Raw genomic sequence first — 13,792 nt, 5'->3', positions numbered from 1 at the left:
GCCGGCGCGTGGAAAGAGGAGCGTCAGCGCGCCGGACCGCGCCATTCGCGGACATAGGCGTCGCGGGCCGGGCGGGCGACCGCGCTCGCGGGCGCGACGGGCGTGCCGACGTAAAGAAAACCGAGCACCTGTTCGTTCGGCGCGAAGCCGAGCGCGTCGTGCAGCGCGCTCGCGCGCGAATCCGGGCCGCTGGCCCAGAAGCCGCCGTAGCCGAGCAGGTGGACCGCGTTGAGCAGGTTCATCGCGGCGGCGCCGACCGCGAGCAGCTGCTCGCTCTCCGGCACCTTCGGATGCGCGCTGAGCGCCGCGCCGAGCGCGATGATCAGCGGCGCGGCGAGCGCTTTCTGGCGGCGGTGTTCATGCGCGCCGGCCGGCGCGTCGGGCGTGCGCGCGGCCGCGCAGGCGACGAACAGGTCGCCCAGCGACTCGCGCGCCGCGCCGCGGATCAGCACGAAACGCCAGGGCCGCAGCGCGCCGTGGTCGGGCGCGCGCAGCGCGGCGTCGAGGATCGTGTCGAGCGCGTCGCCGTCGGGCGCGGGCTCGGTCAGCGGCCAGTGCGAGCGGCGCGACAGCAGCGCCTGGAGCGGGTCGGCGGCGGTGACGGGAAGGGCGGCGTTCATGAGTCGGAGTCAATGCGATGGATGTCGCCATCATCGTACAAATCCGACTCAATTGCAAATGATTCTCATTTGCGAAATAAGCACGAAATATGTGCCAGATCAGGAACCCTGCGCCGGGCGGCCGGCGAAGCCCGGCCAGCAGGCGCAGCCGCGCCGGACGAAGCCGCTGCCGGTCTTGATCACGATCGCGCCGATCGCGAGCGCGGCGAGGTCGTCGAGACGGCCGAGGCCGGCCAGCGCCGCGCTGGCCGCGCCGGTGGCGAGCAGGGCCGACAGCGCGTCGGCGCGGACATGCCAGCCGCTGGCCGCCAGCAGCGCCGAGCCGGTCTCGCGCGCGCGGCGCAGCATCCAGCGCGACAGCGCGGCCTTGCCGGCGAGCGTGACGGCGAGCAGCGCGAGCGGCAGGGCGCCCGGCTGCACGGCGGGCGGCGCGCCGAAATGGCGGGTCGCCTGCCAGATCATCTGCGCGCCGGTCGCGACGAGCAGCGCGCCGAGCCCGGCGAGCGCGATCGGCTCGTAGGTGGGGCGGCGTTCCGGCGGCAGTGCCGCGTCGAGGCGGCAAGCGAGCAGAATGAGACCGTCGGCGGCGAGATCGATCGCGGCGTGCAGGACATCGGCGAGCAGGCCGGACGAATGCGCATGGGCCGCCGCGATCGCTTCGATCGCGAGCAGCAGCAGATTGGCCGCGAGGCTCAGGGCAAGGACGCGGGTCGTGGCCGCGTGGACGGAGGGCGTGGCGCGCGACAAGCGCTGCATGGCGTGGGGTTCTGTCGTTTAGGCGTAGCGTGCAACGGTACGGGGGCTCGATGGCAGCCCGATGACACGCGCGTGCGCCAAGCCGGGGCGGCGCGCTGCGCCGGCGCGGCGCATGCCCGCGCCGGTCGGCCCGTGCGACGCACCGCCCTGGTGCGCGATGGTGCGCGGGCGTGCCGGAACCGGTCCTGCGCGCGCAAGGCACGCTCCTTGCTGGATGAAATGCGCGCCGGCCCGGCATCCGTGATGCCAGACAAGAACGTGGGAGTAGTCCGATGAAACCGTTCGATGAAATGCTGCAACCCGGCGATACCGTGAGGGCGCCTTACGCGCGCCTCAAGCAATGGCTCGACGCGCAGGATCCGGCGAGCCTCGCGCAGAAGGCGCGCGACGCGGAGAGCGTGTTCCGCCGCACCGGCATCACGTTCGCCGTGTACGGCGACGCCGAGGCCGCCGAGCGGCTGATCCCGTTCGACATCGTGCCGCGCGTGATTTCCGGCCAGGAGTGGAGCCGGTTGTCGCTCGGCATCGAGCAGCGCGTGATGGCGCTCAACGCCTTCCTCGACGACATCTACCATCGCCAGGAGATCGTGCGCGCGGGCATCGTGCCGCGCCACCTGATCGCGCGCAACAGCGCGTTCCTGCCGGAGATGATCGACTTCCGGCCGCCCGGCAACGTCTACACCCACATCATCGGCGTCGACATCGTCCGCACCGCGGAAAACCAGTTCTACGTGCTGGAGGACAACGCGCGCACGCCGTCGGGCGTGTCGTACATGCTGGAGAACCGCGAGACGATGATGCAGCTGTTTCCCGAGCTGTTCCAGCAGGTCAAGGTGCGGCCCGTCGAGACCTATCCGCAGCTGCTGCGCCAGTCGCTCGCCGCCGTCTGCCCGCCGGGCGTCAACGCCGCGAACCCGACCATCGCGGTGCTGACGCCGGGCATCCACAACTCCGCGTACTACGAGCACGCTTTCCTCGCCGACCAGATGGGCGTGCACCTGGTCGAGGGCAGCGACCTGCAGGTGGTCGGCGGCCGGGTCGCGATGCGCACCACCGAGGGCTTCCGGCCCATCGACGTGCTGTATCGCCGGCTCGACGACGCGTTTCTCGACCCGCTCACGTTCCGGCCCGACTCGGTGCTCGGCGTGGCGGGGATCATGGACGTCTATCGCGCGGGCGGGGTGACGATCGCGAATGCGCCCGGCACGGGCATCGCCGACGACAAGGCGATCTACTCGTACATGCCGGAGATCGTCGAGTTCTACACGGGGCGCAAGGCGCTGCTCGAAAACGTGCCGACCTGGCGCTGCGCGGAGCCCGACAGCCTGAGCTACGTGCTCGCGCATCTTCACGAGCTGGTGGTCAAGGAGGTGCACGGCTCGGGCGGCTACGGCATGCTGGTCGGCCCGGCCGCCTCGCGCGCCGAGTGCGAGGCGTTCGCGGCGAAGCTGCGCGCGCGGCCCGCGAACTACATCGCGCAGCCCACGCTCGCGCTGTCGACCACGCCGATCCTGACGGAGAAGGGGCTCGCGCCGCGCCACGTCGACCTGCGGCCGTTCGTGCTGGTGTCGGACCAGATCCGCATCACGCCGGGCGGGCTCACGCGGGTCGCGCTGAAGGAGGGCTCGCTCGTCGTCAATTCGAGCCAGGGCGGCGGAACCAAGGACACCTGGGTGCTCGCCGACTGACGGCGCGCGCGGCACAACGATCGGAGTGGACCCCCATGCTTCTCGGACGGACGGCAAGCGGCTTGTACTGGATGTTCCGCTATATCGAGCGCGCGGAGAACACCGCGCGGATCGTCGATGCGGGATTGCGGATGGCGCTCACCCGCAGCGCGGACGCGCCGGCGGAATGGTCGTCGGTGCTGGTCAGCTCCGGCGCGGATCACGGCTACCGGCAAAAACACGAGGTCTACGCGGCGGACAGCGTCGCCGACTACCTGCTGCGCGATCGCGACAACCCGTCGAGCGTGCTGTCGTGCGTCGAGTACGCGCGCTCGAATGCGCGCATGGTGCGCACGGCGTTGACGCGCGAGGCGTGGGAGAGCGTCAACAGCGCGTGGCTCGGCCTGACGCGCGCGCTGGCGCCGCCGATCGCGCCGAGCGGCCTGCCGGCGCTGCTCGACGAGATCAAGCGCGAGACCGCGCTGATCATCGGCAGCTTCTACAGCACGATGCTGCGCAACGAGATCTTCGATTTCGCGCAGCTCGGCGCGTTCATCGAGCGCGCCGACAACACCGCGCGGATCCTCGACGTGAAGTACCACCTGCTGCTGCCCTCGGTGTCGCATGTCGGCACGATCCTCGACAACTACCAGTGGGAGTCGATCCTGCGCTCGGTCGCCGCGCACCGCTCGTATCGCTGGGTTTACGACGTGCAGTACCGGCCGCTCAACATCGCGGACTACCTGATCCTGAACGACCGGATGCCGCGCTCGCTGCGTTTCTCGTCCGGCCGCATCGTGACGAGCCTCGGCCATCTCGCGAAGGACTACGGCGTCACGCACGGCTGCCACGAGACGGCGGCGCAGATCCGGCAGACGCTCGACGACAACACGGTCGAGCGGATCTTCAAGCACGGCCTGCACGAATTCCTGACCGATTTCATCGCCCGGAACAACAGCCTCGGCCTTGAAATCGCCGACGCCTACAACTTCGACTGAGAGCCATCATGCGACTTGCGATCCGACATATCTCGCGCTTCAGCTTCGACGAATCCGCCGCCTACGCGCTGCAGCGCCTGCGGCTGCGACCGCAGAGCGGCCCCGGGCAGACCGTGCGCGCGTGGCAGGTGACGGTCGACGGCGTCGAGCCGACGCTGTCGTACGCGGACGGCCTCGGCAACCGCGTCGACCTGGTGCGCCGCGAGCGCGACCGCGCGGGAATCGTGGTGACCGCGGCCGGCGTGGTCGAGACCCGGGACCGCGCGGGCATCGTCGGGCCGGTCGACGGCTATGCGCCGCCGTGGGTGTTCGAGCGCGAGACCGAGCTGACCCAGGCGGGCGATGCGGTGCGCGCGCTCGCGGCCGAATTGCCGATCGAACCGCGCAGCCTCGACGCGCTGCACTGGCTGATGACCGAGGTGCACGGCCGGGTGGCCTATGCGCCGGGCGAGGGCGAGGCCGCGGACGATGCGGAGACCGTGCTGCGCACCGGCGCGGGCACGAGCCGCGACCACGCGCATGCGTTCATCGCGGCGGCGCGCGCGCTGGGCATCCCGGCGCGCTACGTGTCGGGCTATCTGCTGACCGACGCGCCGCTGCAGCGCATCGCCGAGGCCTTGCAGGCGGTCGGCGTGGCGCAGCAGGTGCAGCAGATGGCGTATGAGGCGTCGCCCGCCGCCGCGCGCGCGGGCGACGCGGAGCGGCAGGCGGGCGCGCCGCGCGACGGGGCAGTCGGCTCGCCGCCGTCGGGCCATGCGTGGGCGGAGGCCTATGTCGACGGGCTCGGCTGGGTCGGTTTCGATCCGTTCATGAATCGCTGCCCGGACGAACGCTACGTCCGCATCGCGACGGGCCTCGACCAGCGCGATGCGCGGCCGGTCCACGGGATCGGCGCGCGGCTCGTGAGCGTCGAGATCAACGTCGCGCAGGCGCCGGAGCTGGTCTGAGCGGCGCGCCGGGGCAGGGCGCCGCGCGGTGGGCCGCGCGGGAGGCGGGCGGGAAGCGGGAGGGCGACGGGATGATACGATGCGCGCTGAACGGGCACGCCGCGCCGGCCGATGGGCGGGCGCGCCGGGCTGCCCGTGCCTGACGAGTCGACATCGTGCCTCCTCTTTCCTCCGACGATCCGAGCGCCGCCGACGCGATGCATACGCTGTTCGACAGCGGCGCGGACGCCGCCGCGCTGGGCGCGGCGCTTGCGGCGCGCGCGAGCGCCGGCAGCTACGACGAGGCTGCGCGGCAGCGCGGCCGGGTCCGGCGATGCGCTCGCGCCTGCGTGGCGCGCCTTCTTCACCCAGCTGGGCAGCGTCGGCTTCGCCGACCTCGACCGTCGCGCCGACGCGCTCGCGCGCCGCATGCGCGAGAACGGCCTGGCCTATCAGCCGCACGGCCTCGACGATGCCGCGCCGCGCCCGTGGTCGCTCGACCTGCTGCCGCAGATTCTGACGCCGCGCGAGTGGCAGGCGATCGAGCGCGGCGTGCTGCAGCGCGTGCGCCTGCTGAACGCGATCCTGAGCGACATCTACGGCGAGCAGACGGTGCTGCGGCGCGGCCTGCTGCCGCCGTCGCTGGTGACGGGCCATCCGGGCTACCTGCGGCCGATGCGCGGCGCGCGCGCGCCGGGCGATACCTGGCTGCACGTCGCCGCGTTCGATCTCGCGCGCGGGCCGGACGGCGAGTGGCGCCTGATGGCGCAGCACACCCAGGGGCCGACGGGGCTCGGCTACCTGCTCGAGAATCGCGTGATCGTGTCGCGGTTGTTTCCGCGCGCGTTTCGCGGCCTGCGCGTGCAACGGCTCGCGGCGAGCTATCGCGCGCTGCTGCGCAGCCTGCAGGAGCTGAGCCCGGCCGGCAAGAACGCGCGGATCGTATTGCTGACGCCCGGCCCGCACGCGGCCACCTATTTCGAGCACGCGTATCTCGCGCGCTACCTGGGGCTCACGCTGGTCGAGGGCGGCGACCTGACCGCACGCGACAACCACGTATACCTGAAGACGCTGAGCGGGCTGGAGCCGGTGCACGGGATTCTGCGGCGCGTCGACGACGATTGGCTCGATCCGCTCGAACTGCGCGCCGATTCGCTGCTGGGCGTGCCGGGCCTGCTGCAGGCCGTGCGCGCGCGCAACGTGCTGGTCGCGAACCTGCCGGGCTCCGGCTTCCTGGAATCGCCGGGCGTGCTGGGATTCCTGCCGCGCCTGGCCGAGAGCCTGCTGGGCGAGACGCTGAGCCTGCCGGCGGTCGCCTCGTGGTGGTGCGGCGAGCCGGCCGCGTGCGCGGAAGCGCTGTCGCAGCTCGCGCGCGCGGTGATCCGGCCGACCTTTCCGGCCGGCGTGCAGGCGGGCGGCAGCTTCGAGCCGGTGTTCGGCGCGCGGCTCGCGCCGGACGAGCTTGCCGCGTGGCGCGCGCGGATCGCCGAACAACCCGCGCATTACACGGTGCAGGCCGACCTGCCGCTGTCGCAGGCGCCCACCTGGCCCGGCCGCGCGCAGGCCGGCGACGGCGGCGCGCGCATCGTGCCGCGCCCGCTGCTGCTGCGCGTGTTCGCGCTGGTCGACGGCGCGCGCACCTGGCGCGTCCTGCCGGGCGGCCTCGCGCGGGTGGGCGCGCGCGAGGCGCTGTTCGATGCGCCGATGCCGCACGGTGGCAGCAGCGTCGACGCGTGGGTGATGACCGACGGGCCGGTCGACGCGACCACCTTGCTGCAGACCCATCTCGGCCCCGACGATCTGGTCGGCCGGCCGCGCGCGATTGCGAGCCGCGCGGCGGAGAATCTGTTCTGGCTGGGCCGCTACACGGAGCGCGCGATCAATCTTGCGCGGCTCGCGCGCGCGGCGCTCGAACGCCTGCGCGGCGAGGACGACGTGGAAAGTCTCGCGCACCTGCACCTGCTCGACGCGCTGTGCCGCGTGCACGGCTTGCTGCCGTTCGATACGCCGGCGGCGGCCGAGGCGCCGCAGGCGTTCCAGCAGGCGCTGGTGCGCGCGCTCACGACGCGCGCCGGGCGCGATGCGGGCATCGCATCGTGCCTGTTCGGGATGCGCGGCGCGGCCGCGGCGATCCGCGAGCGGCTGTCGCGCGAGCAATGGCGCCTGATCGACGATGCGGCGCAACTGTTCGAGGTCGGCGACGCGGACGACCCCGAGCCCGAGGATCAGCTCGGCAGCGGCGCGCTGCAGTTGCTCGAACGCCTGAACCTGCTGCTGTCCGCGATCACCGGTGCGCAGACCGACAACATGACGCGCGACGACGGCTGGCGGCTCCTGACGATCGGCCGGCAGATCGACCGGCTCGATTTCCTGGCCGGCGTGCTGCGCCGCGCGTTCGAGGATCGCGCGGTGCTCAAGCAGGACGGCTTCGAACTCGTGCTGGAGCTGTTCGACAGTTCGATCACATTCCGATCGCGGTTCCAGCGCTGCTTCGACGTCGCGCCGCTGCTCGCGCTGCTGGTGCTCGACACGGACAATCCGCGCGCGCTGGCCTGGGTCGCGCAGTCGCTGCGCGGCCGCCTCGAAAAAGTCGAGCGCGGCGAGGGCTACGCGCTGTCGGAACTGGCGGAAGGCATTCCGGAGATCAAGGGCTGGTCGCTGGCCGCGCTGTGCGAGGTGGACGACGCGGGGAATCATCCGCACCTGATGGCGCGGTTGGAGGCGAGCGTGAAGGCGGTGCGGGTTCTGTCGGACCGGATCGGCGAACGCTATTTCAGTCATGCGCGGGACGCGGGCAGGGCGCTATGGGGATGAGCGGAACCGACGACCGCGCGCCCGGCGCGACGGAGGACGACGCGCCGTCCCGCCTGCTGCGCGTCACGCACGACACGCGCTACCGCTATGCGGCGCGGGTGGAGTCGGCGCAGCACCAGGCGCGCCTGAGGCCGCTCGACACCGCGCGGCAGCGGGTGCTGGACTTCGCGCTGGAAATCGCGCCGACGCCGCACGGCATGAGCCGCGAGACCGATTCGTTCGGCAACCAGCGCACCTCGTTCGCGCTCGATCAGCCGCACGACGAGCTGACGGTGCGCAGCCGCAGCCTGGTGCGGACCCGCGCGCCCGCGCTGTCGGCGGGACGGCGCGGCGAACCGCCGCCCGCGATCGCGCAGCCGACGGCGGGGCAGGCGAGTACGTGGGAGGCGGTGCGCGAGCGGCTCAGCTATCGGGCGGGGCGCGCATTCGACCCGGCGAGCGAATTCGTGTTCGCGTCGCCGCAGGTGGCGTGCGATCCGGCGCTGGCCGCCTATGGCGCGGTGAGCTTCACGCCGGGCCGGCCGTTCGTGCAGGGCGCGTGGGAACTGATGCAGCGCATCCATGCGGAGTTCGCGTACGCGCCGGACAGCACCGACGTGTCGACCACCGCGCTCGACGCGCTGCGGCTCGGGCGCGGCGTGTGCCAGGACTTCGCGCACGTGATGATCGGCGCGCTGCGCTCGCTCGGGCTGCCCGCGCGCTACGTGAGCGGCTACCTGCTGACCGAGCCGCCGCCCGGGCAGCCGCGCCTGATCGGCGCGGACGCATCGCATGCGTGGGTCGAGGTGTACGACCCGGCGTGGCCCGAGGACCACGGCTGGCTGCAGCTCGATCCGACCAACGATCGCGCGCCCGGCGACGACTACGTGATGCTGTCGGTCGGCCGCGACTATGCGGACGTGACGCCGCTGCGGGGCGTGATCCGCGGCGGTGGGGCGGGCCAGGTGCTGACGGTCGGCGTGACGGTCGAGCCGGTGCCCGCCGGGTAGCGGCGGGTGGCGCCAGCGGGCGCGCAGCGGTCCTGCAAGGGGATCGTCGGGGGGGCTGTATCGATACTGTTACATGTCTTACAAGGTCCGATCCGGGAAATGACAAATAACCTGCGGCGCTTCGCTATACTCGCGGTCGTTTTCATCCCCTGAATAAAGGCCGTTCGATGTCGAAGAAATTCATCCAGATCCTTGCGGTCGCGGCGCTGACCGTAGCCGCGTCGGTGCCGGCGCTGGCCGGCGGCGATATGAACAATGCACTTGGCGGCGCGCTGGGCGGCGTCGCCGGCGCGGCGCTCGGCGGCGCGGTGGGCGGCAGCACGGGCGCCGTGATCGGCGGCGCGGTGGGCGGCGGCGCGGGCGGCGCGGTGACGGCGAACCGTCGCGAGCGCACGGGCGCGATCATCGGCGGCGCGCTGGGCGGCGGCGCGGGCACGGCCGCGGGCAACGCGATGGGCGGGCGCACGGGCGGCCTCGTCGGCGCGGCGGTGGGCGGCGGCGCGGGTGCGGCGCTCGGCGGCAACGTGTCGCGGTCGAATTCCTATGAGGAAGATCGCGGGCGCGGCCATTACAAGGGCAAGCACCGCCATCACCATCGTCGCGATTATTGAGGACGGAAGGTGTCGCGGGCGGCGTGAGGCGCCGTTTGCGACGCGGGAAGCCGGGGCGCGTCGTGCGGTTTGCATGCGCGGCCGGCGTCCGAGCTTGCTGAAACGCCGGTTATCCGGCGTTTTTTTGTTGTTGCGGGATGTTTGTCCAGGGGGCGCGGCGACAGGTCGCGCGCCGATGATGCGTAGGAAATGCCGGGAAGCGGCCGGCGTCGTTGGCTTGTAGAATCGGCGCGCATCGTCCGCGAGCGCTCGATCTCGCGCGATGCCTCATGTCCTCCACGGGAGCAGACCGCGATGCAGCTTCTCGATCATGTGTCGATCGGCGTCCCCGATCTCGATGCGGCCCGGCCGTTCTACGACGCGATCATGGCCGCGCTCGGGGCGGACAAGGTCTACGATCGCGCCGACGCCTTGGGCTACGGCGCGCGTTGCAATGCGCGCGACACCGCATCGACCTGTCTTGCCGTTTATCTGGATCCGGCCATCGTCGGCGCGAGCCGGCGGCATTGGTGCTTCAAGGCGGCGACCCGCGCGCAGGTCGATGCGTTCTTCGCGGCGGGCCTCGCCACGGGCGGGCGCTCGGACGGCGAACCGGGCCCGCGCGCGCACTATCACGACAGCTATTACGCGGCGTTCCTGTTCGATCCCGCCGGCAACCGGGTGGAAGCCGTGTGCCATGCCGGGCGGGAATGAAGCGCGAGGCGGCAGGCCGGCAGCCTGCCGCTACAGGTGTTTTTCCATGAAGACGCTGAGCCGGTCGGGCCGGTAGTCGGCGAACGGCGGGCGTTCGACGAAGCCCGCCGTGCGATAGAGCCGCAGCGCGGCATGGCTGTGGATGCCGGTTTCGAGCCGCAGCACGCGCACGCCGTGCCGGCGGGCATCGGCCTCCAGCGCATGCAGGATCGCCTTCGACAGGCTCCGGCCGCGCGTATGCGGCTCCACCCAGATCCGTTTGACCTCGGCCCATGCGCCATGCAGCACGAGCGCGCCGGTGCCGATCGCGTGGCCGTGGGCGTCGCGCGCGACGTGGAAGCGGACGTGGGCGGCGCGCAGCGCGTCGAGCGGGAGGTGGTGGTTGCTTTCCGCCGGATACAGGCGCGCGGATTCCGCTTCGCCGCGTTCGAGCAGCGCGGCGATCTCGGGTTGCGCCGGATCCTCGGTTCGGATGTGCATCGGCAGGGAGCGGGCAGAACGATGACGAGGCGATTGTCGGCGAATCGGGAAGGGTTGTCGATTCGGGTGTCGACGGACGACCATTGACACCCGTGGCGGACTGGATGCACATTCGGATCCATGCGCCCAGCCGTTTTTATCCTCGTGCCCGCCGTGCCGCTAGCGATGATTTCGATTCAGCCATTGCCGGGGATGGGCGTGCGCTAGACGCACGAGAAGGCTTCATTGCCTGCAAGGCCCCGACGGAAACCGCCGGGGCTTTTTTGTTGGCGGGTGCGGTCGGGCTTCGCTCCTGTTGAAGAGAAGAGAGGTTCGGGATGGATGTTATGGACGATTTTCGCGGGCCTGGGGCGCGCCTTGCGCGGCGCGCGCGGGGTGGGCGCGCGTTCAGGGGCGGCGCGGGTGGAGGGCGGCCATGATTCTCTGCGACGCTACCCTCGAAGCGGCGGAGGAGATCGCCGCGGTGCATGTCGCGTCGTGGCAGGCGGCCTACCGGGAACTGTTGCCGGCCGCGTTCCTGGCCGCGTTGTCGATCGAGCGGCGCGCGCAGGGATGGCGCGCGCTGCTGCGCGACGGCCGTACGCGCGTCGTGCTCGCGCGGGCGCAGGATGGCGCGCTCGCGGGCTGGGTGTCGTTCGGCGCGAACCGCGACGAGGACCTGGACGCAGCCTGGGGCGAAATCGAGGCGCTGTACGTGCGGCCGGACGCGTGGCGGCAAGGCGTCGGCGCACGTCTCGCGGCACGGGCGTGCGCGGCGCTGCGCGACGCCGGCTATACGCGTGTGTCGCTGTGGGTGCTGGAGGGCAACGCGCAGGCGATCGCGTTCTATCGCCGATTGGGTTTCGCGCCCGACGGCGCATCGGCGCCGGTTGCGATCGGCGGCGCGCACCTCGTCCAGGTGCGGTATGGCATGGAATTGGCGGGTGTCATGGAAGGGCGGCCGGCGGCGGATGATTGACGCGCGGTGCGCGCCGTCCGCGCAGGCGATGATGGCACGCCTGAGTGGTCGGCTGCGGGCAGTCCGTCACGGTGGTGCGCGTATGCGCGGCTCAATCGCCGAGCGGCTTGGACATCTCCACGTGCGTGGCCTGATAGCCGAGCCGGCCGTACAGGCGCAACGCACCTTCGTTATGGCCGAACACATGGAGGCCGAGCTGCCGCAGGCCGGCGTCGCGCGCCCACGCCTCGGCAGCGTGCAGTGCCTGCGTGCCGTAACCGTTGCCGCGATGGTTCGGCTGCACGAACAGATCGTAGATGAATCCGGACTCGCCGCGCAGGGTCTGGGTTCGTCCCAGCCATAGATACCCGACCGGCTCGTCCGCATCCGGATCGACCAGCACGAACAGGTGTTGCGACGGCGTCCGGACGCCATCGGGCAGCAGCTTGAGCAAGGACTCCTCTTCGCGCGCGGCGGCTTCCTCCGCGGTGCCGCCGTCAGCGCGCAGCGTGTCGGCGGCGTAGTGGTTCAGCGTGTCGGCGCGGTAGGCCGCGAACGCGGCGTCGTCCATCGGGACCAATTCGATACGTCGTGAGGCGTGCGTTGAAGGCATGGAGGGGCAGGCGTCGTGAGTGGGCGGAATGGCTGGATGATAGCCCCACCAGCACTCACGCCGGCATCAACATCGCCCGCGCCGGATGCCGGGGCGTCGGCGCGCCGGGCGCGAACCCATCGGGCGGGTTCGCGAGCTTGAAGATCTCGACGGCCGCGAGCATGTCGCGCGCCTGCTCCTTGAGGTTCTCGGCCGCGGCCGCGCATTGCTCCACGAGCGCCGCGTTCTGCTGGGTCGCCTGGTCCATCTGGGTCACGGCCTGCCCGATCTGCGCGACGCCGACGCTCTGCTCGGTGCTCGCCGCGCTGATCTCGCCCATCAGGTCGGTGACGCGCGCGATCGAGCCGACGATGTCGCGCATCGTCGAACCCGCCTGATCGACCAGCGCGCCGCCGTGCACGACGCGCTCGATGCTCGCGCCGATCAACTGCTTGACCTCCTTGGCGGCGTCGGCGCTGCGCTGGGCGAGATTGCGGACCTCGCCCGCCACGACCGCGAAGCCGCGGCTTTCTTCGCCGGCGCGCGCGGCCTCGACGGCGGCGTTCAGCGCAAGGATGTTGGTCTGGAATGCGATGCCCTCGATGATGCCGACGATGTCGGCGATCCGCGCGGAGCTGCCGTTGATCTGCTTCATCGTGCCGACCACCTGCTCGACCACCGCGCCGCCTTCGGTCGAGATCGTGCACGCGCTGATCGCGAGCTGGTTCGCCTGCTTCGCGTTGTCCGCGTTCTGCCGCACCGTGGAACTCAGCTGTTCCATCGTCGCCGAGGTTTGTTCGAGCGCGCTCGCCTGTTCCTCGGTGCGCTGGCTCAGGTCGAGGTTGCCCTGCGCGATCTGCGCGCTCGCGGTCGCGACGTTCTGCGCGTTCAGCCGCATCCGTCCGACGATGCCGGCCAGGCTCGTCTGCATCGTTTCGAGCTGCGCCATCAGGCTGTCGCGGTCGCCGCGCTTCAGCGTGATATGCACGCTGAGATCGCCGGCCGCGACCCGGCGCGCGAGCGCCGCGGCCTCGCCGGGTTCCGCGCCGAGTTCGCGGCCGATCGAGCGCGTGATCCACAGGCCGAGCGCGGCGGCGATCGCCACGCCGGAGAGGATCACGAACAGGAACACGAGGCGCATCGTCTCGTAGCGTGCGCGCGCCGCGCCGAATTCGAGCCGCGCCTCGCTTTCCTGCAGCTTCTGCAGCGCCTCGTTGCTCGCGCGCACCGGCTGGAACAGCGGGCGCAACTGCTCGACCACGATGCGGCGCGCCTCGTCGCTCTGGTTCGCGCGCAGCGCGGCGACGACCGGCTGCAGGCCGCGCTCGATGAACTGCTGGCGCGCGGCCGCGAACTGCCGCGCGAGCTGCTGCTCCTGCGGCGTGAGATGGGTGGCCTGGTAGGCGAGCCACAGCCGGTTCGACGCGACGGCGTTCTCCTCGACGATCGCAATGCTGGCCGCGACCGCGGCCGGATCCGGCGTCAGCGCCGCGGAAGCGAGCGCGAGCCGGTCGCGCATCAGGCGGTCGCTGATTTCCGCAAGCTGCCGGGTGGGCTCCAGCCGGTCGCTGTAGACGCTTTCCAGTGCCGCCTCGGTCTTGTGCACGCCCCACAGGCCGAAGCTGCCGATCAGCAGCAGCAACACGGACAGCAAGGTGATCAACAAGGTGAGCCGGGTGGCAATTTTCAACTGGTTCATGGGAAGCCTT

The 13,792-nt window shown here is 71.4% G+C and carries 12 protein-coding genes and 1 pseudogene; 8 read left to right on the top strand and 5 right to left on the bottom strand.

Annotation, left to right across the window (positions count from 1 at the left end; genetic code table 11):
- Positions 1-23: 23 nt before the first annotated feature.
- Positions 24-620: a nitroreductase family protein gene (locus tag Bsp3421_RS12500; RefSeq protein WP_273996274.1), complete on the bottom strand. Its 597-nt coding sequence runs from the start codon at positions 618-620 to the stop codon at positions 24-26.
- A 99-nt stretch (positions 621-719) separates the two neighbouring features.
- Entirely contained in the window at positions 720-1,376 is a 657-nt protein-coding gene (locus Bsp3421_RS12495; protein WP_273996273.1) for a cation diffusion facilitator family transporter, read from the bottom strand.
- Positions 1,377-1,648: 272 nt separating this feature from the next.
- Between Bsp3421_RS12495 and Bsp3421_RS12490 the strand changes: the two genes are divergently transcribed.
- The 7 genes and pseudogenes from Bsp3421_RS12490 (at position 1,649) to Bsp3421_RS12460 (ending at position 10,074) form a co-directional block, all read left to right on the top strand.
- On the top strand, positions 1,649-3,064 hold the full coding sequence (locus Bsp3421_RS12490) for a circularly permuted type 2 ATP-grasp protein (RefSeq protein WP_273996272.1): 1,416 nt from the start codon (positions 1,649-1,651) through the stop codon (positions 3,062-3,064).
- Between the two features lie 35 nt (positions 3,065-3,099).
- Positions 3,100-4,041, top strand: coding sequence for an alpha-E domain-containing protein (locus Bsp3421_RS12485; protein ID WP_273996271.1), 942 nt, complete (start codon positions 3,100-3,102; stop codon positions 4,039-4,041).
- A gap of 8 nt (positions 4,042-4,049) precedes the next feature.
- On the top strand, positions 4,050-4,988 hold the full coding sequence (locus tag Bsp3421_RS12480; RefSeq protein WP_273996270.1) for a transglutaminase family protein: 939 nt from the start codon (positions 4,050-4,052) through the stop codon (positions 4,986-4,988).
- Between the two features lie 197 nt (positions 4,989-5,185).
- Positions 5,186-7,781 (top strand): annotated as a pseudogene (locus Bsp3421_RS12475) (circularly permuted type 2 ATP-grasp protein).
- Positions 7,772-8,770, top strand: a complete 999-nt coding sequence (locus Bsp3421_RS12470; RefSeq protein ID WP_443111439.1) for a transglutaminase family protein — start codon at positions 7,772-7,774, stop codon at positions 8,768-8,770. The pseudogene Bsp3421_RS12475 and the gene Bsp3421_RS12470 overlap by 10 nt, the downstream one beginning before the upstream one ends.
- Positions 8,771-8,937: 167 nt before the next feature.
- Complete coding sequence (locus Bsp3421_RS12465; protein ID WP_273996268.1) at positions 8,938-9,381, top strand: hypothetical protein; 444 nt, start codon at positions 8,938-8,940, stop codon at positions 9,379-9,381.
- 294 nt (positions 9,382-9,675) lie between these two features.
- Positions 9,676-10,074, top strand: a complete 399-nt coding sequence (locus tag Bsp3421_RS12460; RefSeq protein WP_273996267.1) for a VOC family protein — start codon at positions 9,676-9,678, stop codon at positions 10,072-10,074.
- Between the two features lie 30 nt (positions 10,075-10,104).
- On the opposite strand, the gene Bsp3421_RS12455 is transcribed toward Bsp3421_RS12460, so the two are convergent.
- The gene (locus Bsp3421_RS12455) at positions 10,105-10,554 is read right to left on the bottom strand and encodes a GNAT family N-acetyltransferase (RefSeq protein ID WP_273996266.1); all 450 of its coding nucleotides are present in this window, start codon (positions 10,552-10,554) and stop codon (positions 10,105-10,107) included.
- Positions 10,555-10,969: 415 nt separating this feature from the next.
- Between Bsp3421_RS12455 and Bsp3421_RS12450 the strand changes: the two genes are divergently transcribed.
- On the top strand, positions 10,970-11,512 hold the full coding sequence (locus Bsp3421_RS12450; RefSeq protein ID WP_273996265.1) for a GNAT family N-acetyltransferase: 543 nt from the start codon (positions 10,970-10,972) through the stop codon (positions 11,510-11,512).
- A 91-nt stretch (positions 11,513-11,603) separates the two neighbouring features.
- On the opposite strand, the gene Bsp3421_RS12445 is transcribed toward Bsp3421_RS12450, so the two are convergent.
- Together Bsp3421_RS12445 and Bsp3421_RS12440 are read right to left on the bottom strand one after the other, a co-directional pair.
- The gene (locus Bsp3421_RS12445) at positions 11,604-12,062 is read right to left on the bottom strand and encodes a GNAT family N-acetyltransferase (RefSeq protein ID WP_273996264.1); all 459 of its coding nucleotides are present in this window, start codon (positions 12,060-12,062) and stop codon (positions 11,604-11,606) included.
- A 97-nt stretch (positions 12,063-12,159) separates the two neighbouring features.
- Entirely contained in the window at positions 12,160-13,782 is a 1,623-nt protein-coding gene (locus Bsp3421_RS12440; RefSeq protein WP_273996263.1) for a methyl-accepting chemotaxis protein, read from the bottom strand.
- Between the last annotated feature and the right edge of the window lie 10 nt (positions 13,783-13,792).

Origin of the sequence: Burkholderia sp. FERM BP-3421, from assembly GCF_028657905.1 — a bacterium.
Taxonomy (GTDB): Bacteria; Pseudomonadota; Gammaproteobacteria; order Burkholderiales; family Burkholderiaceae; genus Burkholderia.
The sequence above is the reverse complement of the archived record's forward strand: the minus strand, read 5'-3'. Positions and strand labels throughout refer to the sequence as shown.